This window comes from Heliorestis convoluta (genome assembly GCF_009649955.1).
Taxonomy (GTDB): domain Bacteria; phylum Bacillota; class Desulfitobacteriia; order Heliobacteriales; family Heliobacteriaceae; genus Heliorestis; species Heliorestis convoluta.
This window is the reverse complement of the sequence record NZ_CP045875.1, coordinates 2,064,903-2,091,459: the sequence shown is the minus strand read 5'-3', so window position 1 is coordinate 2,091,459 and position 26,557 is coordinate 2,064,903. Positions and strand designations below refer to the sequence as shown.

General features: G+C 41.8%; 27 protein-coding genes and 1 other RNA gene. 8 read left to right on the top strand and 20 right to left on the bottom strand.

Going from position 1 to position 26,557, the window contains the following annotated elements:
• Nucleotides 1–2: 2 nt before the first annotated feature.
• Complete coding sequence (locus FTV88_RS10050; protein ID WP_153725504.1) at nucleotides 3–551, bottom strand: 5' nucleotidase, NT5C type; 549 nt, start codon at nucleotides 549–551, stop codon at nucleotides 3–5.
• Between the two features lie 130 nt (nucleotides 552–681).
• Here FTV88_RS10050 and FTV88_RS10045 point away from each other — a divergent pair, with 130 nt between their 5' ends.
• On the top strand, nucleotides 682–1,095 hold the full coding sequence (locus tag FTV88_RS10045; protein ID WP_153725503.1) for a secondary thiamine-phosphate synthase enzyme YjbQ: 414 nt from the start codon (nucleotides 682–684) through the stop codon (nucleotides 1,093–1,095).
• 259 nt (nucleotides 1,096–1,354) lie between these two features.
• Nucleotides 1,355–1,975: a sensor histidine kinase gene (locus FTV88_RS10040; RefSeq protein ID WP_153725502.1), complete on the top strand. Its 621-nt coding sequence runs from the start codon at nucleotides 1,355–1,357 to the stop codon at nucleotides 1,973–1,975.
• A gap of 209 nt (nucleotides 1,976–2,184) precedes the next feature.
• Here FTV88_RS10040 and FTV88_RS10035 read toward each other — a convergent pair whose 3' ends face one another.
• Genes FTV88_RS10035 through FTV88_RS10025 form a run of 3 tightly spaced genes read right to left on the bottom strand, consistent with a single transcriptional unit; the run spans nucleotide 2,185 to nucleotide 4,983 of the window.
• Nucleotides 2,185–3,360: a multiheme c-type cytochrome gene (locus tag FTV88_RS10035; RefSeq protein WP_153725501.1), complete on the bottom strand. Its 1,176-nt coding sequence runs from the start codon at nucleotides 3,358–3,360 to the stop codon at nucleotides 2,185–2,187.
• A 24-nt stretch (nucleotides 3,361–3,384) separates the two neighbouring features.
• Complete coding sequence (gene nrfD / locus FTV88_RS10030; protein WP_153725500.1) at nucleotides 3,385–4,266, bottom strand: NrfD/PsrC family molybdoenzyme membrane anchor subunit; 882 nt, start codon at nucleotides 4,264–4,266, stop codon at nucleotides 3,385–3,387.
• A 15-nt stretch (nucleotides 4,267–4,281) separates the two neighbouring features.
• Nucleotides 4,282–4,983: a 4Fe-4S dicluster domain-containing protein gene (locus FTV88_RS10025; RefSeq protein WP_153725499.1), complete on the bottom strand. Its 702-nt coding sequence runs from the start codon at nucleotides 4,981–4,983 to the stop codon at nucleotides 4,282–4,284.
• Between the two features lie 281 nt (nucleotides 4,984–5,264).
• Here FTV88_RS10025 and FTV88_RS10020 point away from each other — a divergent pair, with 281 nt between their 5' ends.
• On the top strand, nucleotides 5,265–7,370 hold the full coding sequence (locus FTV88_RS10020) for an AMP-binding protein (RefSeq protein WP_207707853.1): 2,106 nt from the start codon (nucleotides 5,265–5,267) through the stop codon (nucleotides 7,368–7,370).
• Nucleotides 7,371–7,440: 70 nt separating this feature from the next.
• Here FTV88_RS10020 and ssrS read toward each other — a convergent pair.
• The 5 genes from ssrS to FTV88_RS09995 form a co-directional block, all read right to left on the bottom strand.
• Nucleotides 7,441–7,618, bottom strand: a non-coding RNA gene (gene ssrS / locus FTV88_RS10015) — 6S RNA.
• Between the two features lie 97 nt (nucleotides 7,619–7,715).
• Nucleotides 7,716–10,484: a UPF0182 family membrane protein gene (locus FTV88_RS10010; protein WP_153725498.1), complete on the bottom strand. Its 2,769-nt coding sequence runs from the start codon at nucleotides 10,482–10,484 to the stop codon at nucleotides 7,716–7,718.
• Nucleotides 10,485–10,681: 197 nt separating this feature from the next.
• Nucleotides 10,682–11,113 (bottom strand): ACT domain-containing protein, encoded by a 432-nt coding sequence (locus tag FTV88_RS10005; RefSeq protein ID WP_153725497.1) that lies wholly within the window; start codon nucleotides 11,111–11,113, stop codon nucleotides 10,682–10,684.
• A gap of 68 nt (nucleotides 11,114–11,181) precedes the next feature.
• Entirely contained in the window at nucleotides 11,182–12,486 is a 1,305-nt protein-coding gene (locus FTV88_RS10000) for a phenylacetate--CoA ligase family protein (RefSeq protein ID WP_153725496.1), read from the bottom strand.
• 62 nt (nucleotides 12,487–12,548) lie between these two features.
• Entirely contained in the window at nucleotides 12,549–13,400 is an 852-nt protein-coding gene (locus tag FTV88_RS09995; RefSeq protein ID WP_153725495.1) for a PHP domain-containing protein, read from the bottom strand.
• Between the two features lie 219 nt (nucleotides 13,401–13,619).
• Here FTV88_RS09995 and FTV88_RS09990 point away from each other — a divergent pair, with 219 nt between their 5' ends.
• Complete coding sequence (locus tag FTV88_RS09990) at nucleotides 13,620–15,188, top strand: putative polysaccharide biosynthesis protein (RefSeq protein WP_153725494.1); 1,569 nt, start codon at nucleotides 13,620–13,622, stop codon at nucleotides 15,186–15,188.
• Between the two features lie 132 nt (nucleotides 15,189–15,320).
• The gene (locus tag FTV88_RS09985; RefSeq protein WP_153725493.1) at nucleotides 15,321–15,566 is read left to right on the top strand and encodes an alpha/beta-type small acid-soluble spore protein; all 246 of its coding nucleotides are present in this window, start codon (nucleotides 15,321–15,323) and stop codon (nucleotides 15,564–15,566) included.
• Nucleotides 15,567–15,593: 27 nt separating this feature from the next.
• Here the strand turns inward: FTV88_RS09985 and surE are convergent, their stop codons facing one another.
• The 5 genes from surE to FTV88_RS09960 form a co-directional block, all read right to left on the bottom strand.
• The gene (gene surE, locus FTV88_RS09980) at nucleotides 15,594–16,358 is read right to left on the bottom strand and encodes a 5'/3'-nucleotidase SurE (RefSeq protein ID WP_153726611.1); all 765 of its coding nucleotides are present in this window, start codon (nucleotides 16,356–16,358) and stop codon (nucleotides 15,594–15,596) included.
• 282 nt (nucleotides 16,359–16,640) lie between these two features.
• On the bottom strand, nucleotides 16,641–17,015 hold the full coding sequence (locus tag FTV88_RS09975; RefSeq protein ID WP_153725492.1) for a gamma-glutamylcyclotransferase family protein: 375 nt from the start codon (nucleotides 17,013–17,015) through the stop codon (nucleotides 16,641–16,643).
• Nucleotides 17,016–17,028: 13 nt separating this feature from the next.
• Nucleotides 17,029–17,595 (bottom strand): GTP cyclohydrolase I FolE, encoded by a 567-nt coding sequence (gene folE / locus FTV88_RS09970; protein WP_153725491.1) that lies wholly within the window; start codon nucleotides 17,593–17,595, stop codon nucleotides 17,029–17,031.
• Nucleotides 17,596–17,700: 105 nt separating this feature from the next.
• A complete protein-coding gene (locus tag FTV88_RS09965) occupies nucleotides 17,701–18,444 on the bottom strand; it encodes a 7-carboxy-7-deazaguanine synthase QueE (RefSeq protein WP_243137508.1) in 744 nt (247 codons plus the stop codon).
• A gap of 7 nt (nucleotides 18,445–18,451) precedes the next feature.
• Complete coding sequence (locus tag FTV88_RS09960; RefSeq protein ID WP_153725489.1) at nucleotides 18,452–19,030, bottom strand: DUF366 family protein; 579 nt, start codon at nucleotides 19,028–19,030, stop codon at nucleotides 18,452–18,454.
• Between the two features lie 94 nt (nucleotides 19,031–19,124).
• Here FTV88_RS09960 and FTV88_RS09955 point away from each other — a divergent pair, with 94 nt between their 5' ends.
• Entirely contained in the window at nucleotides 19,125–19,925 is an 801-nt protein-coding gene (locus tag FTV88_RS09955; RefSeq protein ID WP_153725488.1) for a DUF2225 domain-containing protein, read from the top strand.
• 97 nt (nucleotides 19,926–20,022) lie between these two features.
• The gene (locus FTV88_RS09950) at nucleotides 20,023–20,166 is read left to right on the top strand and encodes a hypothetical protein (RefSeq protein ID WP_153725487.1); all 144 of its coding nucleotides are present in this window, start codon (nucleotides 20,023–20,025) and stop codon (nucleotides 20,164–20,166) included.
• Nucleotides 20,167–20,184: 18 nt separating this feature from the next.
• Here FTV88_RS09950 and FTV88_RS09945 read toward each other — a convergent pair whose 3' ends face one another.
• Entirely contained in the window at nucleotides 20,185–20,631 is a 447-nt protein-coding gene (locus FTV88_RS09945) for a Fur family transcriptional regulator (protein WP_153725486.1), read from the bottom strand.
• Nucleotides 20,632–20,956: 325 nt separating this feature from the next.
• Here FTV88_RS09945 and FTV88_RS09940 point away from each other — a divergent pair, with 325 nt between their 5' ends.
• Nucleotides 20,957–21,346 (top strand): TIGR04086 family membrane protein, encoded by a 390-nt coding sequence (locus FTV88_RS09940; protein ID WP_153725485.1) that lies wholly within the window; start codon nucleotides 20,957–20,959, stop codon nucleotides 21,344–21,346.
• Nucleotides 21,347–21,556: 210 nt separating this feature from the next.
• Here FTV88_RS09940 and FTV88_RS09935 read toward each other — a convergent pair whose 3' ends face one another.
• The 5 genes from FTV88_RS09935 to FTV88_RS09915 form a co-directional block, all read right to left on the bottom strand.
• A complete protein-coding gene (locus tag FTV88_RS09935; RefSeq protein ID WP_153725484.1) occupies nucleotides 21,557–22,132 on the bottom strand; it encodes a glycerol-3-phosphate acyltransferase in 576 nt (191 codons plus the stop codon).
• 536 nt (nucleotides 22,133–22,668) lie between these two features.
• Complete coding sequence (pssA, locus tag FTV88_RS09930) at nucleotides 22,669–23,178, bottom strand: CDP-diacylglycerol--serine O-phosphatidyltransferase (RefSeq protein ID WP_153725483.1); 510 nt, start codon at nucleotides 23,176–23,178, stop codon at nucleotides 22,669–22,671.
• A 65-nt stretch (nucleotides 23,179–23,243) separates the two neighbouring features.
• A complete protein-coding gene (locus FTV88_RS09925; protein WP_162007988.1) occupies nucleotides 23,244–23,558 on the bottom strand; it encodes a putative Se/S carrier protein in 315 nt (104 codons plus the stop codon).
• Nucleotides 23,559–23,663: 105 nt separating this feature from the next.
• On the bottom strand, nucleotides 23,664–24,902 hold the full coding sequence (locus FTV88_RS09920; RefSeq protein ID WP_153726610.1) for an adenosylhomocysteinase: 1,239 nt from the start codon (nucleotides 24,900–24,902) through the stop codon (nucleotides 23,664–23,666).
• Between the two features lie 21 nt (nucleotides 24,903–24,923).
• Nucleotides 24,924–26,246 (bottom strand): LCP family protein, encoded by a 1,323-nt coding sequence (locus FTV88_RS09915; protein ID WP_243137084.1) that lies wholly within the window; start codon nucleotides 26,244–26,246, stop codon nucleotides 24,924–24,926.
• Between the last annotated feature and the right edge of the window lie 311 nt (nucleotides 26,247–26,557).

Below are 26,557 nucleotides of genomic sequence, written 5' to 3'. Positions count from 1 at the left end.
TCTTAGTTCCTTTCGCTTTTTATATTTTTTCCTACCGCTTTTGGTAATATCAGCCTAGCCATTTTCCAGTCCATTTTGGGTGCTGGAAAAGTAGCGTTATATCGTTGCTTTACAAGAAAAAGCGAGACACCTGCTTCTTTAATCTGTTGGGCATAGAAGGGATCATCTTCGATCATAACGTCGACCTCTTTTTCGATACAGACAAGGCCTTTTTCTTCGCTATGAATTACTTCGTCGCAAGGAAAGTGATGTTCTTTTAACCAACGCCGCGTAACTAGTTCTGTTTCTTGCGGTCTTGCTGTAATATAGATGACTTTATGGCCGCTACGAACAAAGCTGCTCAATACTTCGGCAGCGCCATTGTAAGGTTGCACCTGACTTAAAAAGATCATTCCAGTTGGAGAACGAAAAAAGTCAGGGGTCAAGCCTGGAAGATCCCAGCGCCTTTGCTTTTGTAAAGATTCTGGTATCGTATAAGTACCAAGGAAGTGGAGGGCCAGAGCTTCATTTACTCTAGCAATGGTATTGCAAATGTCAACACCAATGATCATTTTTTACCTCCTCAAAAATAGATATCACTAGGAATGGCGAGGCTCTTTTCGCCCTTGAGTCAATCATTCACAGACTCTTCGAAGGCTGGTACAATAGCGATATAAGTAGTATATATAGGAGGACTTTATCTTGCTATACCATCTTCGAGAATTTCAAGTCAAAACGTCAAAGCGTCTCTGTTTTACCGATATTACAGCAGAGGTCTCTGCCATTGTTCGAGAAAGTGGCATCGGTCAAGGCAAAGTTGTCGTTTTTGTTCCTCATACAACAGCAGCTGTCACGATCAATGAAAATGCTGATCCCGATGTCGTCCATGATCTAGAGACCATTTTCCAACGCCTTGTTCCATATCAAAAGGGCTATCGCCATGGTGAAGGCAATTCTGATGCTCATATGATGACGACCTTAACGGGTGCTTCTGAAACTTTGCTTATTCATCGAGGAAAGTTACTCCTAGGTACTTGGCAAAGTCTTTATCTAGCTGAGTTTGACGGCCCAAGACATCGTCGCGTCGTCGTGCAAGTAGAAGGCTTGCAGTCATAGAGGTTAGCATAGGCAGGTAGATTTGTCCAGAAAAGAATCGTACAGAATTGCTTCTATCGTGGACATGCTATGATTAAGTGTAACGAAGGAGCCTTCTGTATGCACGATATCTTTCCATTGCTAACAGTCATTCTTGTCTATTTCGTCTATGGCCTGTCTTTTTTCTCCATGGGCTTAATTATTTTTGCTTTACGACTGCGATTTAGTCGCCTTACTTTGGCTGGACCTATGGTCTGGCTTGGTTTGTTTGGTCTTGTTCATGGTACAGCAAACCCTTTCGGCAGAACGAGAGCGAATTTCCCAGAACCTTCACGATGGTGTGATTCAAAATCTTTATGGAATTGGTCTGGAATTGGAGAATACTCGCTTTCTAGTAAAAGAAAAAAATAAAGAAACAGAGGTACAGGAAAATCTAGATCGTGTTATGACTCACCTTAATTCGATCATCCTAGAAATTCGTCTCTATGTTCACGATCTCCGACCTCTTCGAATTGAAAAAGGACTTTTATCAGACGTGATACAAGAGCGCCTTCATTTTCTTCGTCGAGCCTCTTCTCTTCTAATCGATTTTTCTATTCAAGGTGAAGAACCGGAAGAACTGGCAACACAGTTAAAAGAAGATCTATTGCTTATTATCAATGAATCCCTTACCAATGCGATTCGTCACGCTCGCTCCACCAAAGTCCAGATTATGCTTATTTATAAGGCTCAAGGCATGCACTTGTCTATCCATGACAACGGAATTGGGATAAGCACTTTAAATAAAGGTGGTTTTGGGATTGCCTCGATGATAGAACGAGCATCTCGTATTGGGGGCACGCTAACCATAGCATCTCCGCCGGAAGGTGGAACAAAAGTAGAAGGCTTTTTTCCCTATTAACTCCCTATGCCCGGTCGGGCACAACCACTGATGAAAATAACTTTTCCTGATTACGTTGGGGTTACTTCATAGAGGGGTCTGGTCATCACGCTTTCCTCCGCTCTGGACTGGTCCCACGCTGTTACCGCCAGCAAGCTGGCGACAGCTGAGGTCCCAAGTCCCGCTACGGAAAGCGTGATGACCAGACCCAGAGGACTTTTTGCTGATTGTTACTTTCCGTTGACATTGCTTTGCGCAACTTTCTGCGATGTATACGCAACTGCACAGGATAAACGAGCGTGATTGCTTCGCGGTCCTTTGATGTACTGGCTGAGCATAATATCCATATCTTGCTGGTGACCACGACGAGCTTTGCCATCAGGGGACACGTTGCGGTTACCGGTGCCCCAAGCCGGTCGAACATAATTCATAACATCTTCATAGGTATGTTCTCCGAGAACAAAACGACGGTTGTCGTTAGCACCATTGCCATACATGGTGTTTTCACTCGTTCTGGTATGGCATTGCTGGCAAACAAGGAGACGTTGCTCTACATTGGTTAGCGTTCGGGGATTAATAATGTTATTGATAGTGGGATCATTCACGTGCGTAGCGCCAGGACCATGACAACTTTCACAAGAAACGCGAATATCGGCAACGAAAATGTCTCGTAAATCTTCTCGCTCCCCTGCGACAAAGTTAGCTTTGGCCTCGTTCCAGGCATCGGGATCAAAGCCCGTGGTGTGACAGCTAATACAGCGTTCTTGCCAGGAGCGAAATTCTCCGTAATTGTTCTTGTTCAGATCCCCTTCTTTGGGCTTCGTTTCAATGGCTAAAAATTTATAGCCTGCTCTCTCTTTATTGCCTTCGTATTCAACGACCACAGACTTATCAATGGTCCAGGAAATACCGCCATCTTCTGTTATCTGCAGATAGGCTTGTCTTGGTTCTCCATTGTAATAAGTCATGTAACGTTGCTTGTACGTTTTGCCGATAATGAAGTCTACATCTTGCCATTGTACTTTTTCTACGGCTACATAGTTGGTGTTGTTATCTTTTTTGTCTAAGATCATGTAAGTTTCTAAGTTATCCCACTCTTGAAGTACCCAGTCGTAGATATCATTTTCATAGGCATCTTCAAAAGAAGGACCCCACATGGCTTTTTGCGTATGCCAGGACTTTTCCCAGTTCTTATGTTCATTGACGTGACAGACAATGCATTCATCGGGACCGACAAAGCCTTCTTTGCCCTTCATAGCGAGAGGCATGCCGTGAACCTCACCCATGTCGATTTTTCCTATAGTCGTAGTGGAAGCCAAAGAACCGATGCCGCAGGCGGAAAGAACAAGAGCGAATGCAGTGATGATAAAGGCGAATACTATGATTTTCTTGCCTTTATTGTTCATTATAGTTCCCCCTTTCTGTAGCTTCTACATCAGTAAAGTGCCCGACCAGGCTGGTAGAGCTGCTGCAATGATTAAGTAACGAAGAGCAAAACCGCCTACAATGACAGCCACATCACCTGACAATACCCAGTTATGGGATAGTTTTTGGTGCCGAAAGCTGTTATGCGCAAAAATGGCGAGCGGTACGACAATGCCTGCTATCATAAAAAGTCCCCAGAATAGCGGTGCTAAGGATCCAAAGAGGATCATTTGAGCCGATTGTTGTGCTACAAGACCTTGTAGGCCACTGATGGCCATCGTAATATAAACGAAAAGGAGCACTGCTTCTGCAGCAATAATATAAAAGTGGGCTTTATCCACTTTCGATGTCTCTGCTACTGTTTTTGTTATACCATGAGCTAGAAGCATGGTAGCTGAAAGGCCTGTCGATAAGGCAGACGCTAAGAAGATAAATGGAATGATATGATTGTTCCAAATCGGTACGGCTTTGACGACCGATAGAAGAAAGCCTGTATAGATGGCTGTGGCAATCGCTAAGATGGCGCCTGCTGATAACAAGAGAGAAGGTGCCTCTATATTCTTCCATTGGAAATACAGGCGAGCTATGGCGACTAGAACAAAAAGCGAAAGAATATAAAAGCCCCAGGTCATCACAGAGCTAAAATTGGTGAGCATTCCCAGGATAAGCCATGGTTTGATCAGGCCTTGTCCTAAATCAAATAGAAGCAATACACAACCAATGGCAACAGCCGGCGCGGCAATTAAATAGCCTGCTTTGGTTAATCCTGCTATGTTTCCTAGATAGCCTTTTTCGGCGCCATAGGAAGTTAGGAAAGCACCGGCACCAAGTCCCCCCAGAAAAAGATATACAACGACGAGCATTCCCCATGGTGCTGCTTGTTCCATGGATGCACCTCCTTTTTATGTGGGATGATTTCGCTTCGGTACAATGATAATAGAGGGTTCACCGACCATCGCCGGGTTGGGCAAATTGCCGATTTGCTGAATCGTACCGGCTCTTCTTTTCAAGAAGCTCATTTCTCCTATCGATAAAGCACCGGTAGGACATTTATCAACACAAAGAGGTAGCTCTCCTTCATCTTGCCTTAGAAAACAGAAGTGACACTTGCTCACAGTGCCTGTACTTTTGCCATAAGAGAGGGCCTGGTAGGGACAGGCATAGAGACAATACTTACAGCCAACGCACTTTTCTTGTTGCTGTATGACGATGCCGTCACGATTTCTTTTGGTGTAGGCTTTTACAGGACAAACAGTTGCACAAGCAGGCCTTTCACAATGGTTACAGCTTAGGGAAAGCAAAGCCTTGTCCCGTGGCAGGGAAGCATTTTTTGTCGTAGGATCTTGGATCACTCTGCGCCAGACTACATCCTCTTCCCAGGTATTTCCTCGCTTACAAGATCGTACGCACAGTTGACAACCCGTGCATCGGTTCTGATCAAAGAGAAAACCAATCTGCTTACCTTCTTCTTTATTTCCTGCAGCCATCGCCTGGTTGCTCATGATTTTACTAGGCAGGCTTCCTTCCAGCGTAGCAAGGGCAACACCTAGACCTGTTAAGAGGCTTGCTTTGAGCATTTTACGACGATTATTGGGGTTTTTCATTCTTTCACGTCCTTTCTGCTATAGATCTTAAATCACAAATGTAATTCTACTTTTTCTTGCTTTTATTATGAGGGATCACACAACTTTGTGATAAGTTGCACATAACACTTTTTTATTGTGACATCTGTCACAATAAAAAATCTATAGTAATACCGAAAGGAATTGTTACTTTACACCTACTCTATTTGTTACAAGGAGCCTTTAAAAACAATAATTAATAATTCTTAGTCCCTTTATTTTTGCTATACTTAGATTATTAGGCAGGAAAGGGGCTTTTCAATGTGAACTGGCATCATTCTCTTTATCGCACACTATTTCAGAAGTTATATAAGCTCAAGTTACTTCATTTCGATCGAATCAAAAATGATAGTGGACCGACCATTGTTATGTCTAATTATGTCTCTTCTTTGGACGCTCTGATTTTAGCTTTGTATCTTCCACCAGAATATGTTTTTCTCGTGAACAAAAATAAAAAGGATTCTTTTCAAGAAGCTTTTCGCCTGCGTAAATATATAACTTTTGATATGGAAAATCCTGCTTCTTTGCGCGAAGTCATTAACAGCATTAAAAAAGGTACAAAAGTCATCATATTTCCTGAAGATCGTCCCACCATGACCAATGGTATCTTAAAGGTATATGAACCCTATGCTTACATTGCCATGAAGTCAGGTGCGACCATCTATCCCATTGGAATTGAAGGTACACAATTTTCACCTTTTAGTACATTAAGCGATACGCTACCCATCCGAGATTTTCCCGAGGTTACCGTCTATGTCGATAAACCTTTTTCATTATTTTCTGAAGACCGAAAGAGTTCCAAAAACGAAAAAACGCTTGTAGCCAACCAAATGGTACAAGCGTTACAGCAAGCTCTTTTCTATGCTCGTCACCGCGAAAATATTAATCTTTTTGATGAATTAATAAAAACAGCAAAAATATACGGTTGGAAGCGGCAAATCGTAGAAGATATGAGCCAAAAGGCGACCTATAAAGATCTCCTTCTCGGTGCCTATGCCCTAGGTGACAAATTAAAAAAAGAACTTAGAGAGCAAGAGCGTGTCGCTATCTTATTGCCCAATTCAATAGGTCATCTTGTTACGCTGTTGGCACTTTTTCGTCAAAATATAACGCCTGCCATTTTAAACTTCACGACAGGTCCCCAAGGTTTGATCGATTGTTGTGAATCAGCAGAGATAAAAACCCTTCTTACATCTCGCCTTTTTATTGAAAAAGCAGAACTGAATCATTTAATAGCGAAACTTTCAGAAAAAGTATCGATTGTCTATCTAGAAGATATAAAAAAATCTTTAACCTCCACCGATAAACTGAAAGCACTCACTTCTTTTGTTCAAAAACGCAAAGCCTTACCTGGTAAGAATCAATTGATTCTCTTTACGTCCGGTAGTGAAAACAAGCCCAAAGGCGTACTTTTACGTCATGAGAACATTCGAGCCAACCTTCTTCAAGCTGTTGGTGTCGTTGATCTAACAGCCAAAGATAAGTTACTCAATCCTTTACCCATGTTCCATAGCTTTGGCTTGCAAGGAGCCTTTCTTCCTTTGTTTACAGGTATCAATCTCTACCTCTATCCTACGCCTCTTCATTATAAGGCCATCCCAGAAATTGCTTATAACATTGGTGCCACTTTGCTTTTTGCTACATCTACATTTCTCCATGGTTATCTTCAAAACGGTCATTCCTACGACTTTCAGGCCATGCGCTATTTGATCGTAGGAGGAGAAAAATTAAAAGAAGAAACCCGTCGACTGAGCCTTGATAAGTACGGACTTCGTCCTTTAGAAGGCTATGGTTGTACAGAAGCCTCTCCTTTTATTAGTATCAATCGGCCCATGCATTACAAAGCGGGCACCGTCGGTTTTTTCCTGCCTGCGATTGAACATCGTTTAGAGCCAATTGAAGGCATCGCTCGCGGTGGTAAGTTATTAGTCAAAGGCCCCAATGTGATGGAGGGTTATTTGATTCATGGAAAAGGCTTTATACCTGTAGAAGAGTGGTACGACTGTGGCGATCTTGTCGATATCGATGAAGAAGGCTTTATCTCCATTCTTTCGCGAGTCAAACGTTTTGCCAAGCTCGGTGGTGAAATGGTCTCCTTAAATCTTTTAGAAGAGCTGGCTGGACAATGCTTTGGTACAACAGAGGTGGCCGCGATTAGTGTAAGCGGTGGTCGTAAAGGAGAAGAACTGCTACTTTTCACGACCGATCAGCAAGCGTCTAAAGCAACACTTCGTGATTTTATCGTAGCATCTGGCCATACACCTCTGCTCGTTCCCTCTCACATTCGCTATATAGAACAAATGCCGCTCTTGGGCAGCGGTAAAACAGACTATGTAACTCTAAAAAGTCTATATGCCGATGGAATCTAAAAAAGAGTGGCGACCCATAAAGTCGCCACTCTTTTTATTAGACTCATAAATTAATTACAAAATCAAAGATAAGATACCCACCATGCCGTTGCCTCCAAGGTTTTAGACCTGCGTCTCGCAGGTGGGCGCCTCACAGATGCTTTTGTCTTCCTACGCGTAGCAGGCGTGACAGTAACAACTAGATATTGGCTCCCGTTTCAATCATGTAGGTTAAAACACAAAGCGGCTGACGTACACAGCAGGCAGTCTTTTAATTTATTCTTAACCATTCCTTGTCGTAATTATAACACGTTCATTTTTTCGGTGCACTGGTAATGATATGGTAATTCGCTAAAAAAGCTGCTCTTAGGGCGCTTTTCTTTCTAATTCTAGCAGTATGCGCTCTAATTCTTGCAGTTTCAAACCATAGCCGTTCCAGTCTCCTGCTTTCAGTCTTTCATTGGCCTCATCATATAGCTTACGGGCTTCTGAAGCCAGTTGTGAAACCGTCGCTTCTACGAGAGAAGTTTCTCCCATTTCTTGCGTTGCGCCGGTTGATTCTCCTGTTGGTGCTGTTGCTCCGGTGCCGGTAAGACCGCTTTGACCAAAGATTTTTTGTAAAGCCTGATCGAGGGTTTCTTCCATAACAACACGTTCGCCGTACACAACGATGACACGGCGTAGGGCAGGCAATCTTCCTTGCTCTGCTTGCAAGAAAAGCGGTTGTACATAGAGCAAAGATTCATTGATAGGCAATACGAGCAAATTACCACGGATGACGGAAGAGGAACGCTGGTTCCAGAGTGCCATGTTCTGAGCAATATAGGAATCCTGGTTAATCCGCGCTTCAATCTGGGCAGGACCATAAATAAGCTCTTGTTTCGGGAAGGTATAGACGATAAGTTTGCCATAATTCTCCCCATCAGAACGAGCTGCCATCCAAGCAATCATGTTATCACGCTTCGCCGGTGTAAAAGGTGTCATCAGAATAAATTCTGGCTCATCTTCCCCAGGCAAGGTCATCAAAGTATAATAGGGTTCCATCCATAGGTTGCTGTCCCCACCGGAAGCGAGACGCGGCAAATTCCACTCATCTTCTCGGTTATAAAAAATACCAGCGTCTTGCATGTGATAGGTGGCATAGATACTTGACTGAACATTAAACATATCTTCTGGATAGCGAATATGGCTTCGCATTGTCTCCGGCATCTCATCTAGGGAACGGAAAGCGTTGGGGAAAATCGACTGATAGCTCTGAATGATTGGATCTGATGCATCACTGATATAGAAGGTGATTTCGCCTGTATAAGCATCGACAGTTGCTTTTACAGCGTTACGTATATAGTTGCCTACACCTCGAGTGGGCTGTGAAAAGGGATATTGGGATGACGTTGTATAAGCATCGGCTATCCAAACAAGGCGACCGTCATGAATAACGAGATAGGGATCGCGATCAAAGCGCAAAAAGGGTGCTACCTTTTCCAGTCGCTCAGAAATATTGCGGTTCATAAGCAACTGGCTTTCCGGTAAGATTTCTTTGGACAGAACAATGCGTGCATCACCATAGTAAAGAGCAAAGACAAGACGCTGCCAGAGAGAACCAATGGGAACACCCGCATCAGCTTGGTAGGTGGTAAAGACGTTGTCATTGCCAGAAGGATAGTCAAACTCTTTCGTAGCAGTCTTAACAATGACATAGTCATTGGTTGCTTCTCCAAAATAGATTTCTGGTCTAGTAATTTCTACAGTATCTGCTTCTGCTCTTGGTGGAATGTCTTTGAGGAAAAAGGTAGGTAAGCCTTCTGAAGTTACTTCATTAACAGGGCTCATGGCAACACCATAACCATGCGTGTAGATCAAATGGCGGTTGATCCAGGTCTGTGCTGTTGTGGGTAAAGCCGATGTGTCAAGCTCTCGAGCCGCTAACATAACTTGGCGCAGTTCGCCATTGATCATATAACGATCAATATCTATCTCTCTCAATTTATAGTAGAGACGAATCTCTTGCATTTGACTGTAGGTTTGCTGAAGAGGTCTCCAATCCCATAAACGAATATTATTAATCGTATCTTTGTTCGCAAGAATATCATTCGCTGTTAAGTTGTTTGTCGCAGAAAAAGGAACTTGCTCTATATTGTTGAGACCATAGGCGAGTCGTGTAAACTCTATATTCATATCAATATAAGGTTTTTCCATAACAAACTCATTGGGCTCCACGCGAAAACGTTGAATCATATTCGGATAAATTTGCCCTATGAGTAGAGAAGCGAGGAGCAAGACACCTACACTATAGAGGGCCCAGCGAATTCTTTTTAAGACCAGAGATAAGACTAAGATCAAAGCAGTGAGTACGGCTAGGACTGTTAAGATCTGAAAAGCTGGGAGTTGGGCGTGGACATCGGTATAGCTAGCACCAAAGACAACGCCTCGCGGTGAATAGACAAGGTTATAAATGTCAAGTTGATAACCAAAAGCCTTAAGCAAAAAGAAGAACGCACCAAGAGCAGCTAGGTGATAACGAGCCCGTGGCAAATCGCTCCAAGAAATCTTACCAAAACCAAGGGTGTTGGCCCCTTGATAGACTGCAAAAAGAAGCAAGGCCGTTAAGACAATAATGGTTGAGATAACAAAATATAACAATTCAAGAGCAGGCAGTTGGAATAGGTAAAAGCTCACATCTTTATTCAAAAGAGGATCAGCAATGGCGAATTCTTGGCTCTGTAGTGCAAGCAATACTTTAGACCATTGACCCGACATGGTCTGAGAGATAAGAAAAGCTAAGAAAAAGCTGATACCAAAAAAGATTTTATTCAAATGATTCGGATTGACATAATTGGTCAAGTCAACCACTTTGGGCTCATTCACAGCATTGGCGTTATATCGTAGAGCCTTTTCAACGACAGTTCGAGTCAAGCTCAAGTTAATATAGATAAAAGCAAAAGCAAAAAGTCCAACTCCTAGATGCAAAAGCAAACTAGTAATCCACTGGGTCACCCATACTTCCTGGTAACCTTCTGCTCGAAACCATTGAAAATCAACATAAAGACCTAGCAGTGATTTGAAAAAAGGTATTACAAGAGCGACTACTAGAACAATTCCTAGAATGCTTAGATTTCTCCGGTTTAAATTACTCATATCAACCTCCACAAGAAGTTTTTAGGCTATGCAATCAAGGAGGGTACGAAGCTTTTTACATGCATGCAAAAAGTCGTACCCTACGTACCCTCATAAAAAGCAGATTAAAAAAGTAGAATTTACAATTCATCCTAAAGAAAAGTATTCGAAACCACCCGACGATAAAAGAGGGTCGCAGCAAGACTATAGTCTAAGGTCTATAAACCATAGACCTTATCGCCAGACAAAACTACGATACCTTGTTCCTTCAAAACCTCTATCGCATTGTCTATTTTTTCGACGCGGAAGATGACCAGTGCAGTATCTTTTGTTTTTTCTGGTAAAGCATAGAGATATTCAATGTTGATGCTCTCACGGGCCATGATTTCCATAATACTAGCCAAACCACCGGGATGATCCGGTACTTCTAGCGCAATGACTGATGTTTCAGTCACTGTGAAGCCTGCCTTTTTTAGAGCTTCATAGGCTTCTGTGGGTCGATCTACAATGAGGCGTAAGATCCCAAAGTCTGTTGTATCAGCAATGGAAAGAGCTCGAATATTAATATTTTCTTGCGCCAGAGTGCTGGTCATTTGGGCCAGGCGCCCTGTTTTGTTCTCTAAAAATATGGATATTTGCTGAACTTTCACCAAATCAGCGCCCCTTTCTTCTATCTATTATTTTAGATCCTTTTTATTTATTACGAAAGAAAAGTGTCCTAAGAAGACCTTTTTCTGCGGTCTATAACCCGCTTTGCTTTGCCTTCAGAACGCTCGATTGTCTTGGGTTCAACAAGCTTTACTTTCGCAGTTACACCAAGCAAACTTTCTAATTCACGCTGTATTTTCCGTTCTACTTTTTCTAGGGTGCGAACTTTATCAGAGAAAACTTTGTCTGATACTTCAACCCAGACTTCCAGCGTGTCTAAAAGACCTTCACGGTCAATTACAAGCAAATAGTGTGGCTCTGTTAAACCTAGATTGAGTAGGACGCTCTCTACCTGAGAAGGAAATACGTTAACACCTCGAATAATAACCATATCATCGGTCCGTCCACTCACTTTTCCCATTCTGACATGGCTACGACCACATTCACAAGGCTCTTCATATAAAACAGAAATATCGCGAGTTCGATAGCGTATGACAGGAAAACCTTCTTTCGTTAAAGAAGTGAACACAAGTTCTCCTTGTTCTCCGTAAGGTAGCGGTTCTCCTGATTCGGGATCGATAATCTCAGGAATAAAGTGATCTTCAAATATGTGCAAGCCCTTTTTCATAGAGCATTCACTTGCAACGCCAGGTCCCATAACTTCGCTCAGTCCATAGATATCAATCGCTAAGATCTGTAGACGTTGTTCTAACTCTCGTCTCATTTCTTCTGTCCAGGGCTCAGCACCAAAAATACCGGCTGTCAACTTCAACTGTTCCCTCGGTATGCCCATTTCTGCAATTGTCTCAGCGAGATAGAGAGCATAGGAAGGCGTACAAGCCAAAATGGATGTGCCGAAATCTTGCATAAGCTTAATTTGACGTTTTGTATTGCCGCCAGAAATGGGTACGACTGTAGCACCAATTTTCTCAGCGCCATAATGAACGCCTAGACCCCCTGTAAAGAGACCATAACCATAGCCAATCTGCACAACTGAATCAGCATTGGCGCCAGCACAGGAGAGCGTACGAGCTGTTAACTCTGACCAGTTATCAATATCGCGGCGCGTATAACCGACCACAGTAGGGTTCCCGGTCGTACCTGAAGATGCATGGACTCGAACAATCTCTTTCATAGGAGCTGCAAAAAGTCCATAAGGGTAGTTGTCTCGCAAGTCCTGTTTATAAGTAAAAGGCAAACGCTTCAAATCTTCCAAAGTTCGTATGTCCTGAGGACTTACTGAAGCGGCTTGCATCTTTTCACGGTATGCTGGTACATTGTGATAGACTCTTTCTACAGTTTTCTGTAAACGCTCAAGTTGTAAGGTCGACAAAGCCTCTCTAGGCATTGTCTCCATAGGTCGATTCCAGATCATGTTACACGCTCCTCATTGCAAGAACTTCTATCGTATTTTTTATGAAAAATCTATTGAAAATTTTAATAGATTGCTTTCTGGTGGTGCGCTTTGGCAATCGCTTCGTTAAGTTTAAAAAATACCCATTCTGGAACTTCTTCTTCTCCAATGCGCACAGGACCGAAGGAGCCGTGATAGTCACTGCCACCTGTCATGAGCAAGTTTTTTGATTGAGCTAGCTCGTAGTACTGTTGAATCCACTTCTGTCGTTTGGTGCCGTAATAAGCATAGAAAACCTCAATGCCTACAGGGTGACGGGCAATCAATTCCGGAAGCAATGATTGCTCTGTAATCAAGCCAGGATGAGCGATGACAGGTACGCCACCAGCCGATCGAATTAGCTCCACAGCTTCATCATAGGTGCTAGCTTTGTATTGTACATAAGCCAAACCTTTTGGTTCAAGATAGCGTTTGATAAACTCCATACCTGTACAGGGCAAAAGTCCGCATCGGTGGAGGGCATGCACAATATGACCCTTGCTAATCGTACCGCGCCGATGACCCAATGCTTTGACATCAGACCAAGATAAGGCAAAACCGAGTTGCTGTAGCTTTTCTACTGTCGCTTTCGCTACAGCATTTCTCTCTTCTTTTAATTTCTCTAGCGCTTCAAGAAAGGGTGTACCAGATAGTTCCATGCCGTAGCCCAGCAAGTGTATTTCTTCGCCTTTATAATGAACAAGCAGTTCTACACCTGCAATAAAATGTAAGCCTTTCACTTTCGCTTCACGAACCACTTCTCTGTACCCTTCCATCGATTCGTGGTCAGTAAAAGAAAAGACGTCTATACCTGCCTCAATGACCTTCTGTACCATTTCTTGGGGCGAATATTGACCATCTGAAGCAGTGGTGTGGAGATGTAAATCAATTTTCATCTATTTAATTCCCCTACTTCATTAAATATCGCCATGAAAAAGACTATCTGAAAACAACTTTAAGTGAGAGAATCGCCTTATTTTATTCCCTACGGAGGGATGAAAAACCTTTTTTTTAACGAAAAAAGTCATTAGAAATGAATTTACTTCTTCTTGCCAAAGAGCTCGCATATCTTAGAACTTAGATACAGGCCTATTTTTGCGCAAGGAGATAGCTCTATGGTGACCCTTCTCACCTACGGTGCTTTAGTCTTGTTTGTCGCGACAGTGGCAAACCGTATTCTCGCTTTTTTTAATCAGATCGTCTTAATGAAATACATTGGCCCTGAAACAGTTGGTTTGTTTCAAATGATATTTCCAATTTATATTTTATTGCTCGTTCTAGCCACAGCTGGAATTCCGGTGGCACTCACTAAGAAAGCGGCTGAAGAAGCGGCAAAAGGCCAATGGGGCAATGTTCGTACATATGTAATTGCAGCTCTTGTTAGCACTGTTTTTATGGGTACTTTTGTTACTATAATTGCTTTTTTTCTACCTTCTTTTCTTTTTACGGAAGTCGTTGCTGATGTACGTGCAGAAACAGCCTATCTCGTATTATTGCCTAGCATTTTGTTAATTGCGATTTCTTCTGTACTTCGTTCTTTTTGTCAGGGACTACAGTCGATGGAACCAACGGCGATTGCTTCATTTGTTGAACAAGTGATTCGTATTGTTACAGGATTGACAGCTGCTCTCCTATTACTACCGAAAGGACTTGAATGGGCTGCTGCTGGTGTGGCTCTTGGCATAACACTTGGTGAACTTTTTGGTTTATTAAGCCTTTCCTTTTTGTCCGGTCCTTTTCTTTTTCGACGATTAAAAACATTTTGGTCTCATATCCATATGCCCTCTACCCTCTCTTTACGACAAGCTTTTTTCTCGCTGTGGCCTCTTGCCTATCCCATTGCCATATCTCGTATTATTACTTGCCTTATGCTTTCGGTTGATGCCTACCTTATTCCACGAACTCTACAAGAGTCCGGTATGTCAATGGCTGAGGCTACAGCTGCTTTTGGAAGTTTTAATGGCGGTGCTGCACCACTCGTTACCATTCCTACGGTTTTTACCATCCCACTTTCTATTAGTTTAATTCCTGGTATTGCTGAAAGTTGGGCTTTGCAGCAACGAGAGACGGTTCGCTATCGCACGGTAAAAGCTTTACGTTTTACCGCCCTTGTCAGTTGGCCTATTGTGGCCATTCTTTTTCTCGCTGGAGGCGATATCGCCAACTTACTCTTTGATTTAGAAGGCTTGGGACCTTCTCTACGTATTCTGGCAGTGGGCGCTTTGTTTCTTTATATCCATCAGACAACAACGAGTATTTTGCAAGGGATGGGGCAAGTTGTTTTCCCTCTCATTGTCACCGTTATTGCTTCTGCTGTACGTGCCTTTGCTTTTATCTACCTCGCCTCTTCTCCTGACCTAGGCTTAGAAGGTGTCGCCTGGGCCTATAGTATTAGTAACTTTATAACAGCTCTCTTTCACCTTGCCTGGTTTTACCATTATTTGAATATTTCTGTTCATCAATGGATGTTTCTTTTTCGACCTGCTCTTGGTGCTATTTTGATGATGCTATCTTTTTATTACCTCTTTGGTGCCATGGCGGAAGATCACTCTCTTTTGATGAGATTGATGCTAGCGTCTGTCCCTTCTACTTTGCTTTACTTGGTTTCATTGCCTCTTCTTGGTTGTCTTACAAAGGATGATCTTTCTTCTTTACCAGGTTTGCGATGGTTAAGGCGAAAATAAGCAGCAGCAAAAAATCACACCGATTTGGCGTGATTTTTTTGCTGCTGCACCATCATCTTCATAGACTTGCCCCCTTGAAAGCGACACAAACTAAAGCGACTGCAAAAAAACTGAAGGGGGGAAAGTAAACCTATGGCTCAGTTCTTTCCTGAAAAGAAAATTTTTCCTCAATCGGTACGCGATGAGTTCAAGTATGAAGTCGCTGAAGAGCTCGGATTAACACCAAAAATTCATCACGATTATTGGGGCGCTTTGTCAGCAAAAGATTGCGGTCGCGTCGGGGGTCGTATTGGTGGCTCTATGGTAAAAGCTATGATTCGAAGAGCTGAAGAAGTTTTAGTTCAAGAAGAGCAAGCACGAACAAGGTCGGGAAAATGAGGAAGGTGATATGCCTTCCTCATTTTCTTATTCTGATTTGTTGAACCAGCCACGAACGCCTTCTAAGATTGGGTAATTGGTAAGATCGAAGTGAATTGGCGTAACTGAGATATACCCTTCTTTAATAGCACCAATATCCGTTCCCTCGCTATAATCGATATCTTTAACTTCCCCGGCCATCCAGTAGTAGGTTCGACCACGAGGATCGACTCGCTTGTCAAAAATATTCTGATATCGACGGTTTCCTAATTTTGTAACTTTGATGCCTTGGATTTTCTCTTCTGGCAAATCGGGAATGTTGACATTGAGCAATGTATCGGGTGTGAGTCCTTTTTCTGTGATTTTTATACAAATTTCTTTGGTAACTTTTGCAGCGTAATCATAATCACAATCTTTCCAGCTCGCTATAGAAACAGCCATAGACGGAAATCCATAGATCATGCCTTCCATGGCGGCGGATACTGTACCAGAATAAAGAACATCAGTTGCTAAGTTAGGTCCGCGATTGATTCCTGAAATCACAATATCAGGAGGCTCTTGCATTAATTCTTCAAGAGCGAGCTTAACACAATCAGCCGGTGTACCCTTTACAGCCCAACCATGAAAATGAGGATTGGAAAACTGTAACTTTTCTACTCGAATTGGTTCGTGAACAGTAATACCATGTCCGGTAGCACTTCTTTCCCCTTCCGGTGCTACAACAAATAAGTCAGCCCAGCCATCGAAAACATTCCAAAGAGCGTGAATCCCCGGTGCATGGATTCCGTCATCATTTGTTAATAAGATACGCACCATGAACCTCCATCCTTATAGGTGATTCGAACGCCGCGAGTGCCATAGTCGATTGGGATCATTCAAGCTTTGATTTCTTGTAGAACAAGAGTGGAACGTTCGACAACGTGGGCAACGCAGGACTCGTATCGGTCTTTTGGATACTATGATGTCCCATTGATAACCTTCTAAATCAAGGTAACAATGTAGACAAAAGTTGATTGTTTCCATTATACCTGCCTCCACGTTGTACCAGAAAATGGTATGCCTTATGGTTTATTTTATACATATCAACAAAAAAGGTTAAGCTTTGCCAAAAAAGATTGGATTCCCCACATAGATCCATGCTTTTATCTCTTTTTGACATTTTTGACTTATGTACACTTCCTCGAACTGGCGAAAATAAAGCGGCGGACTGTCGAATATTCCTTCATAATCATCTAATATTTTCAAATCATGATCGGTAAGCCCTCCCCAAAGGATCCCCTTCACGTCTGAACTGTTATCAGCAATGATAAAGGGATAACCATAGGAAGAAGGATATTTTCGATAACCCCGTAAAAGTGCTTGTTGGGGCTCTGCTAGTTCTTTCTGTAGTAGATCTTGCATCATTTTTCTTACCATTAAAGTCCCATAGGTAAAGAGAGAGTGATTCATCCCTTCTCTCCTTTCGTCCATTCCCACTTTCCTTCTAGGAAGAACTATTTCGAATCAATGCAAAAGCTTCACTTCTTGTCGCTTGGTTTTTCTGAAAAATCCCTCGAACTGCCGATGTTAGAGTTCTTGAGCCAGGCTTTTTCACACCTCGCATGGTCATACACATGTGTTCTGCTTCAACCACAACGAGCACGCCCTGAGGATCTAGCTTCTTCATGATAGAGTCAGCCACTTGTGATGTAAGCCTCTCTTGAAGTTGCGGACGTTTGGCAAAACCTTCAACGACACGCGCTAACTTGCTAAGACCGGTGATACGCCCTCCCTGGGGAATGTAAGCGATGTGTGCTAAACCATAGAAGGGAAGAAGATGGTGTTCACAAAGGGAGTAAATGGGAATATCTTTCACGAGAACCATTTCTTCGTGTTCTTCATTAAAAAGTACTTCTAGGTGCCTTTGCGGATCTTCTTCTAAGCCACTCAATATTTCATTATACATACGGGCTACGCGACGTGGCGTGTCTACCAAACCTTCTCGTTCGGGATCTTCACCCATCGCTTCTAACATCATTCGTACTGCCAATTCTATTTTTTGCAAATCCATAGAATATAAGCACTCCTTTTTTTGAATATACTTTCTATTCATCTCTAAATTGACTTTATAAAGGAAACTGTGTTGATTTGTGGCTTCTCTGCTCAAGATGCTAGCTTATAAAAACGATAAAAGCCGATGTATCTGTGGCACAATACGTACATCGTCATGTTCTTGTAAAGCCCAAGATTGATACTGATATAATTGTTGCGCTGATAAATTTGTTTTTCCTAAGCTGTCACTAATCGGCTGAAGTACTAACGGAAAAGTTGGTGCTTTCTGCTGAATCAATGAACTGGCTATGGATATTTCTTCCATTGTTGTTTCTTGACCTACGACCACTTTTACATACCCTTTCTTATTGTGAATGCATTCAAGAAACTGCCCATGTTCTTCCCAGCAACAATGTCCCGTAAGGGTCGGTAACTTAATATCCATACTTACATAGTCTATGCAGTGATGCACTTTTTCCATGGCTGTAACAAGGGTGCCATTGGTTTCCAAGTAAAAAGGAGGTCGGTTTGAACCCCAAGCTTGTGCCAATTCTATGATAAAATTGGCAGAAAGTAGCGGTTCACCGCCGGTGAGACTTAAAGAGTGAATATTTTGAGACCTTTTATGAAGTTTTGTAATAATCTCGCTAACTGTAATCGGATTGGAGCAATACTGAAACCGTTGACTTCCCCAAGGCTCTTCTATGCGACAAAGCTGTAGATCTGCTTCTTTACTTCCTATGGTATCACAATAACTACAATTGAGGTTACAACCAGCAAATCGGATAAAAATTTGCCGACACCCTACATAAGGGCCTTCTCCTTGTACTGATTCCATAATTTCAACAATGGGGGCATTTGCTTCCATCAATAGGTTATTCAACTCCTCGAACTTTACATCGAGCCGCATAGATATCTTTCATTTCTGCACTGTATTTTTCCATAATTCGACGAGCAAATTCTTCGGGATCTTTTACTCCAATTTGAGCAAGCGCAACGGTAGGTACTGGTGTGCCTTCTGTTTGAAGATTAAGGCCTGTATGAATCATTGTAGAAACGGGCGAAAGAGTAGCAATAGACACAGAAAGCTTCTGCCGTTTCTGTTGTTCATTATCAATCCAGTATAAATCGTCACCCTTTCTTTGTAATCGGTACTGACCCTTGCTTTCGATTTCTTCTTTAATTATTGTCATGAACAAGCGCTGTCGTAGAACAGTTTTCTCCAAATCAAGTTCAAAATGTTCTATAATAAAGTGTAACATACCTTGGCTATAAATTGTTTCTCCCTGGATAACATCTTCGAGATCAACCATTTTATCAAAACTAACTTGACAAGGCCCACAGAAAGATACGATACTATCGCCTTGTATTCCATAAGAACGGTATGCCCATAGGGAAGATAATTGACTTCCATCGTATCTTATACTGTCTTCTATGAATCGCTGCTGGACCACTATATCTTCCTCCTTTTTACAGGCTAGTTCCTAACTACCATTGCTTCATTGTATCACGTTGAAAGAGAAAATCAACGTAAGGAGTGTATCCTTTATGTCTCTAGATAATGCCTTTTTTACCAAAGAAAAAACTTGCCCCATCTGCAGCCAGATTTTCTTTGTTACCAGAGTGCGTAGCTCTTATATTCGTGTTAAAGAGCGTAAGGCTGACTTTATGTTACTTTATGAAGGCGTGAATCCTCTTCATTATCAGATTTTTGTCTGCCCCAGTTGTTCTTATGCGGCGCAGGATAATTCTTTCGATAGCCCTGGTGGTGATCCTAGAAAGTTGACCCGGGCTCTAGTTACCCTTCGTAAGAAAGAGCCTTCCTTTCAAGGTCTTCGTTCATTGCCTGTTGTATTGCGTTCTTATGAGCTTGCCATACAGACTGCACAGCTATGCTTAGAGCCCGCTAGCGTCATAGCTTCTCTATGCTTAAAAAGCGCCTGGATAGCTCGTGAGATGGACGATGAGGCAATGGTTTATTTTTATATTAAAGAAGCAATTCCTTTGTATGAGAAAGCCTATGAATCAGAACATTGTGTTGGAAAAATGACGAGTACTGCTTTGTCTTATTTAATCGGTGAACTTCATCGTCAAGTGGGAAATTACGATGTTGCTATACGCTGGTTCTCTAGATCTATATCAGAAAATAGCAAGCAAATAAAAAAAGAGCCTGAAATTGAGCGGTTGGCTCGACAACAATGGTCTTTAGCGAAAGAAGAATTCAAAGCTGAAGCACAATCAGATAATCCGAAAGCAAGTGCAATCCCTCAAGTTGCGATAACAAGCCCGGACAAGAAGAAAAAGGACCCTCCAATAGTACCTCCAGTAAAAAAAGCAAAAAAAAACTAGAGGCGCTAGAGTTCGCTTAACAACAACGCTCTATGAAGAACAAGTTCAATGGCTAAAAGAGATCGCCCATACACCCTATCGAGAAGCGAAAGTTTTTATGGAAAGAGAAGCTGTTCTTCGTGCTCTACTTGATGCGGCTATGGAAGCCTATCCTTCCATAGATGGCTTTTCGAGTGAAGAAGAGTTAAGTCAATTTTTTCTTAAAGTCATGAAAGACGGTCTCTCAAAAAAAGAGTTATAAGAAAAAGAAGCCAAGGGTTTAGTCCTTGGCTTCTTTTTGACATTCTGCGCAAAGGCCAAAAAATTTTAATTGGTGATCAAGAATTTTAAAATTGCTATTCTTTTGGATTGTTTGTTCTAGCCCCTCTAACAAGTCGTCTTCAAATTCCTGGACTTTGCCACAGTTGTTACAGATCAAGTGGTGATGATGATGAGTGCCATCAAGGTCAGCAAATTCATAGCGCAATCTTCCATCACCAAAGTCCATTTTCAATAGTACGTCGAGCTCAGCAAGTAGTTCTAAAGTACGGTATACTGTAGCCAATCCAATTTCAGGATGTTTCTGCTTTACAATACCATAAACATCCTCTGCACTTAAATGCTCTTCATCGTTGGCCAGCAGAGCCCGTAGAATGATTTGTCTCTGTGGTGTGAGCTTGTATTCTTTTTTGTGAATCTTGGCACATATGTCCTGGAATCGATCCATGTTGGGGCCGCCCCCTGTCAATAAATATTTATTATCTACCATATTATACGTTTTGCAGATAAATCGTGTCAAACCTCGTCATTGAGGTTTATCTTTTCATCTGTCTTCATAAGCCTCTTGCGTTGCTGAAGCTGTATCAAGAAAAAGTGATGACGGTGCATGATTCGAAGATAGAAAAAAAGCGATACATAAAATAAATGCATAGAAGAGGGCTACAACTTTATTAGCCCTGCTATGTAACATAGAACCTCACCGTCCTATAGAGAAATCTCGTCCTAAAGAAATACTTTGGTGAATAAAGTGTAGGCAAGGAGGTGGGAATGAAATGGAAGAAAAAAGCGAAAAAAAGACGGTTTCTGTAATGCCCTTGGTAGTAGGAACGGGGCAGGCTTTGGTTTTGTCACTGCTATTGTCTCTTATTATTGTGACAACAATTTTCTTCACAACTCTATCGGAGTTATACGTAGCTCCTTTTGTACAGGGAGCTTTTGCCCTTTCTGCGTTCTGGGCAGGATTGGTTACAGCTCGCCGAGCTGGGTCTAGAGGTCTAATATACGGTTCTTTAGCTGGCCTAGCTTTCTTCCTGATTACATCCCTGGTAGGATATTTCCTCCCAGAAGTAACTTTTCCCGTAACAGAGTGGTGGAAAAAAATAGCCTACGCTCTCTTAGGCGGCATGTCTGGTGGTGTTGTAGGTGTAGCTTTGAAAAAGTAAATCTTTCTTGTACCATATGATAGCATAGTTGCGAATAAAAAGCCAACGGGTCTTTACTTACTCCTTTCCCGTTGGCTTTATTTCTTATCTTTTCTTTTTTTAACGCCAAACTTTCAATAGTAGTGACCGCAAAAAATTTGGTAATTTAATGAAATAAATTTTCATCAACTTTCACCCTTTCTTATCACGCTACCTTTTGTATCCATCCCATTATATTTTTGAACTGTCAAGTCGGTGATTGTAGACGAGCCAATTTTGCAAAAGCAAAATCATTGTGGCTATCCATAAGATGAGTATAAGCTCCAGTCCAATAGACCAAAAAGGTACAATTAGACTTGTTAAGAAGACTGAAATAGTGGCTCCCAGGCTAGGTAAGCGCGTAAGAAGTAAGATAGATAGGGCTAATGCAAGAGATAGTTGAGCCAGTGAAGGCTCTATAAGAAATAGATATCCGCTAAAAGGGAGCCAACTATTTCCTCCTCGACCCTGTAACAGTGGTGACCAGCCATGTCCAATCATGAGGAGTAAAAGAGCACACCAAAGGTATAGCGCTTCTATATGTAGTAAATATCCAATAAAAGCAACGAGAAATCCTTTAGCCCCTTCGGCCGTGCCTGCGATTATCATTCCTTGGGGTCCTACTATCCGTAAAAGCTTTATGGGGCCTATAGAACCCGGTCCATAGTCTTCAATTTCTTGATTATAACGATATTTGCCATACCAGTAGCTAAGGGGTAGCATCCCAATTCCGTAAGCACAGAAAAAAAAAGCCAAGATGTCAAACATGACATGATACCTCCCTGTTTTGAGGTAGTAATGTCTATGTCTCCATCTTGACAACTATGCCCTTTTTTAGCAATTATTGCTTGCCTTTTTCTTTTGTCCCAATTTATCTCTCTATACCTGTTGGAACTTGCGTACACCGATCCATCCCTGTTCTACAGGCAGCACAAATAAATCTTCCACAGTCTTTGCAGACCCTCATGTTAATCTGCTTCTTATCGATGCAGTCATAACAATACATGGTGTCACAATGTCCGCATACAGCTCCCTGCGTATTTTTGATTCCGCAGTTTTCACAGAAAGGAATTTGCAAGAATCTCACCTCCAATGTATAGGAGACCTTATGATGGTTATACTAGGTGTGAGGAAGTTCCCTGCCAGTAAGATGGTCCCTTATTGGCTAGCCTAACCAGCGAAGAGGACTTCCTCTTCTTGTGTCTCTAGAGAAGTTACAAAAGACATGGCTCTACTTCTAGCCTTTTATCTTTGTTGAAAAAGAAACCCCTTAAAGGGGTTTCTTTTTTATAATATCATATTTTTCATATTTTTGGAATTTTAATGTTAGAAATCATGAAACCGGCTAGTAGTAGCATAGATACGGGGAAGAAAAGCGTTGGCAAGTGATCACTAACCAGTGTAAAGATAGCCATAAGTGGCCCAGCTACTGTAATCGGAATTCCCAAAAAGTGAGTGCTAATATTTAATATATTAAACCGAGCAAGTCGAACAGCACCACATAAGGCAAATATTAAAGCAATGATCAGTCCAACGATACCATAGGGTTCATACATCTGAGCGGCATAAACTAAAATTGCAGGAGCAACGCCAAATGACACTAGATCGGATAAAGAATCTAGTTCTTTTCCAAAAGGAGATGCAACATCAAGCTTTCGTGCTACTTTTCCGTCCATACCATCTAATACCATGGATAAAAGAATCATGACGGCGGCCAAACGAAAGTTTCCATCCATGGTGTAGACAAGGGATAAAATCCCTAATAATAAATTGGCCAAAGTAAAAGCGTTAGGAATGACCACCTTATGATTCATCTCGTAACCTCCGTGGTTTACACTTCCATGGCAGATAAGCCAACGATATATAAAGTATTTTAACATTATTCTTGAGTGGTTAAAAGGTATCCTTTCGATTCTTCAAGGGTCCATTTTTTCCATGTCCTTTGAGATTTTTCCCAAAGAAATATAGCTACATTCATTCTCCTTGCATTTATCTTTTCCATCGCCTTAGGAATAGACTGACCATCGATTCGTAAAGAAAGTCCACAACCTTCACTGAGCTCACGAGGTGTCGGCACAATCAGGCAGACTATACTTTCTTGTTCAAAAAGCTTTTCTGCAGCCATTGCTTCTTGCGTTGATTGAAAAGTTAGTAAAGGATATTCTTTTTTACGCCATAATTCTTTTTTTTTCATTTTTTTCATCCGTTGTTTTCGATCTAATTCTTTGTGTCTGCTTTCCTTCCTAGTGATAGTGGGAAAGGCCGTCTTGAGACGGCCTTTTTTATGAAAGCGACTGCGCTATTCCTGCCAGCTGCTTAAGTATTGCTTTTGTTTTTCTGTTAACTCGTCAACTTCAATGCCTAAAGCACCTAAGCGCAACGTAGCGACTTTGCGATCGATTTCTTCGGGTACAGAATAAACTTCCGCACGTAAGTTATCCCGTTCGTTGATAAGGTATTCAAGGGAAAGAGCTTGTAAAGCAAACGTTAAATCCATAACTTCAGCAGGGTGGCCATCTCCTGCTGCTAAGTTGACCAAGCGACCTTCACCTAAAAGATAGACTTTCCGACCATCAGCAAAGGTATATTCTTCAATATTATTACGAACTACTTTGACAGACGTAGACAGTTCTTTCAAATCTTCTTTATTAACTTCTACGTCAAAGTGACCTGCATTCGATAAAATGGCTTTGTCTTTAATCACTTCAAAATGTTCTTTGCGTACAATATCGCGGTTGCCCGTGACAGTGATAAAGATATCTCCAATTTTGGCCGCTTCGATCATGGGCATGACCTCATAGCCATCCATTAAAGCTTCGTTGGCTTTGATAGGATCAATTTCCGTAACAACGACTCTCGCATTTAAACCACTCGCTCGAGCTGCTACACCTTTGCCACACCAGCCATAACCACCTACAACAACCACTTTGCCACAGACAACGAGGTTGGTTGTTCTCATTATGGCGTCCCAAACGGATTGGCCTGTGCCATAGCGATTATCAAAGAGATATTTCATCTGTGCATCATTTACAGCCATCATAGGGAATTGCAGAAGACCTTCGCGAGCAAGAGCACGAAGACGCAAAATTCCTGTTGTTGTTTCTTCAGCACCGCCGATAATTTTTTGAGCTTGTTCTTTTCTTTCTGAATGAAGAAGTGATACCAGATCGCCACCATCATCAATTAAGATGTCGGGATCAAAGTCTAAAGCTTTGTTCAAATGAAGCTTATATTCTTCATCACTGGCTCCATATCGAGCAAAAGCTGTTACACCATTTTGCACAAGAGCCGCGACCACATCATCTTGCGTTGACAGAGGATTAGAAGCACACACTGCTACTTCAGCGCCTGCAGCTTGTACTGTAAGAGCAAGATAAGCGGTCTTAGCTTCTAGGTGAAGACATATAACGGCTTTTTTACCAGCTAGAGGTTTCCGCTCGGAAAATTCTCTTTTTAATTGGCTAAGAATGGGCATATGCTGTTCTACCCAATCAATTTTTAACTGGCCCGAAGGTGCTAACTGGATATCACGAATCATAGAGTCCACAAGTGTTACCTCCTAAATATTTTCATCAATGCCACTATGATATTGGATTGAGTGATCAGTGGGCGTTGCAGGGTACAAAGGTTCTACACCAGAAGGCACAGCCGGCGCTCTATCAATAATTGGAACCGATATTGTAGGATCCTCTTTTTGAGTAGACTTCTCTTCTTTCTTCGGCTCTATCGGTTCTTTTGGTTCTTTCGTCTGTGAAGAATCTGGTTGCATTGGCACCGTTGGTCTTGTTGGTTTATTCGGTGAAGTTGGTGCTGTTGGCTTCAAATCTATATCACGATTGTTGTCTTTCTCTTCTATTTTATCTTCTTCATCTACAACCATTGCATTGTCTTCGGTTGTAGTTATTTTAACAGGGCGATCATTTAAGACAATCGTTCGACCTTCTACTACGGAGGTATTAACTTCACCATTTAATAAGTCTCTTGTTGCTCTTTTGGCCACAGCAGGATCGACTTGCCAATAGCTGATGCCGTTTAAGTCTAAAAAGTTACCCGGTAAGGTATGGGAAACAATTTCAACAGTTTGCCAGTCTTTGGCTGTCAACGCTAAGGCTAACATATCACTAAGACCCATGTTAGTCTCTATTGCTTTGGAGATCTGAGGAATCAAAGTCGGTATTTTCCAAAGGGTATTCATTTGCATCATTTCTTTAGCCAGAGCCTGTAAGAAGTTCTGTTGCCTCTGCGTCCGACTGATATCACCAAGGGCATCAGAACGGAATCTTACATACTGTAATGCTTTGTCACCATTTAGCCTTTGAAAGCCTTTTTGGAGATCAATGCGGTCATAAGGATCACCTTGGTAGTAATACATTCTACGCTCTACATCGATTTCAACGCCGCCCAATGTGTCGATTATATCACGAAAACCTTCAAAGTTTGTCTTTACATGATAGTCAATGGTGACGCCAAGTAAATCTTCTACCGTTTTTTGAACCAGCTCTACACCACCATAGACATGGGCATTGTTAATTTTATCCTGGCCATGCCCTTTGAGCTGTACCCTCGTATCTCTTGGTATGGACATAATGGAAACAATCTTTTCATTTCTATCTATACTGGCAAAGATAATAGAGTCCGTGCGAGCTTCTTCGTCTTCACCCGGTCTTGCATCAAGAGCAAGTAACAATACATTGATACGGTCTTTCTTCAAAATGGCTGCATCATTTGCTCTTTCGTCTAGGTCTTCTGCTTGGCTTTCATCGACAGTAATACCGTAGTTTTTATCAAGGAGACCATATGTTATTCCTGCAGATAGAAAAAATAGGAAAAACATGGCAATTCCCAGAATGACTTTTGGATTCATCTCTTTTTTGTTCTCCATGGTCTGTCACCTCTTTATGTAAGGTTCCCTAGCCATTATAAAACGTTGCTCGAATCAAAGCAAGAAAATGTAGGAATTGGAACCAGAATAATTAGATTATTCTATGCTAGATACTATATAACATGTACATTGTGATATACAATAGCATAGTTTAATCTTTTTCTACAAATATAGTAGCATCTTTTGGTGAATTTTTAAAAGAAAAAATAATTTAATAATGAGCCTTTTCTCTAAAATATAAAGAAAACATCAAAAAAGGAAAAGCGCATCCTTTCCAATTAATATTGGAAAGGATGCGCTTTTGTACTACA

Bases quoted from the DNA above. Each gene is read 5' to 3' on its own strand.
- FTV88_RS09920 (WP_153726610.1), bottom strand. From the start codon at position 24,902: ATGATTCGTGATATCCAGTTAGCACCTTCGGGCCAGTTAAAAATTGAT.
- FTV88_RS10040 (WP_153725502.1), top strand. From the start codon at position 1,355: ATGGTACAGCAAACCCTTTCGGCAGAACGAGAGCGAATTTCCCAGAAC.
- FTV88_RS10010 (WP_153725498.1), bottom strand. From the start codon at position 10,484: ATGAGTAATTTAAACCGGAGAAATCTAAGCATTCTAGGAATTGTTCTA.
- FTV88_RS10035 (WP_153725501.1), bottom strand. From the start codon at position 3,360: ATGAACAATAAAGGCAAGAAAATCATAGTATTCGCCTTTATCATCACT.
- FTV88_RS10050 (WP_153725504.1), bottom strand. From the start codon at position 551: ATGATCATTGGTGTTGACATTTGCAATACCATTGCTAGAGTAAATGAA.
- FTV88_RS10000 (WP_153725496.1), bottom strand. From the start codon at position 12,486: ATGATCTGGAATCGACCTATGGAGACAATGCCTAGAGAGGCTTTGTCG.
- FTV88_RS09985 (WP_153725493.1), top strand. From the start codon at position 15,321: ATGGCTCAGTTCTTTCCTGAAAAGAAAATTTTTCCTCAATCGGTACGC.
- FTV88_RS09940 (WP_153725485.1), top strand. From the start codon at position 20,957: ATGGAAGAAAAAAGCGAAAAAAAGACGGTTTCTGTAATGCCCTTGGTA.
- FTV88_RS09935 (WP_153725484.1), bottom strand. From the start codon at position 22,132: ATGTTTGACATCTTGGCTTTTTTTTTCTGTGCTTACGGAATTGGGATG.
- FTV88_RS09990 (WP_153725494.1), top strand. From the start codon at position 13,620: ATGGTGACCCTTCTCACCTACGGTGCTTTAGTCTTGTTTGTCGCGACA.
- FTV88_RS09995 (WP_153725495.1), bottom strand. From the start codon at position 13,400: ATGAAAATTGATTTACATCTCCACACCACTGCTTCAGATGGTCAATAT.
- FTV88_RS10025 (WP_153725499.1), bottom strand. From the start codon at position 4,983: ATGAAAAACCCCAATAATCGTCGTAAAATGCTCAAAGCAAGCCTCTTA.
- FTV88_RS09945 (WP_153725486.1), bottom strand. From the start codon at position 20,631: ATGGATCGATTCCAGGACATATGTGCCAAGATTCACAAAAAAGAATAC.
- FTV88_RS09950 (WP_153725487.1), top strand. From the start codon at position 20,023: ATGGAAAGAGAAGCTGTTCTTCGTGCTCTACTTGATGCGGCTATGGAA.
- FTV88_RS09925 (WP_162007988.1), bottom strand. From the start codon at position 23,558: ATGAAAAAAAAAGAATTATGGCGTAAAAAAGAATATCCTTTACTAACT.
- pssA (WP_153725483.1), bottom strand. From the start codon at position 23,178: ATGAATCATAAGGTGGTCATTCCTAACGCTTTTACTTTGGCCAATTTA.
- folE (WP_153725491.1), bottom strand. From the start codon at position 17,595: ATGGATTTGCAAAAAATAGAATTGGCAGTACGAATGATGTTAGAAGCG.
- FTV88_RS09975 (WP_153725492.1), bottom strand. From the start codon at position 17,015: ATGGACGAAAGGAGAGAAGGGATGAATCACTCTCTCTTTACCTATGGG.
- FTV88_RS09915 (WP_243137084.1), bottom strand. From the start codon at position 26,246: ATGGAGAACAAAAAAGAGATGAATCCAAAAGTCATTCTGGGAATTGCC.
- nrfD (WP_153725500.1), bottom strand. From the start codon at position 4,266: ATGGAACAAGCAGCACCATGGGGAATGCTCGTCGTTGTATATCTTTTT.
- FTV88_RS09965 (WP_243137508.1), bottom strand. From the start codon at position 18,444: ATGGAAGCAAATGCCCCCATTGTTGAAATTATGGAATCAGTACAAGGA.
- FTV88_RS09955 (WP_153725488.1), top strand. From the start codon at position 19,125: ATGTCTCTAGATAATGCCTTTTTTACCAAAGAAAAAACTTGCCCCATC.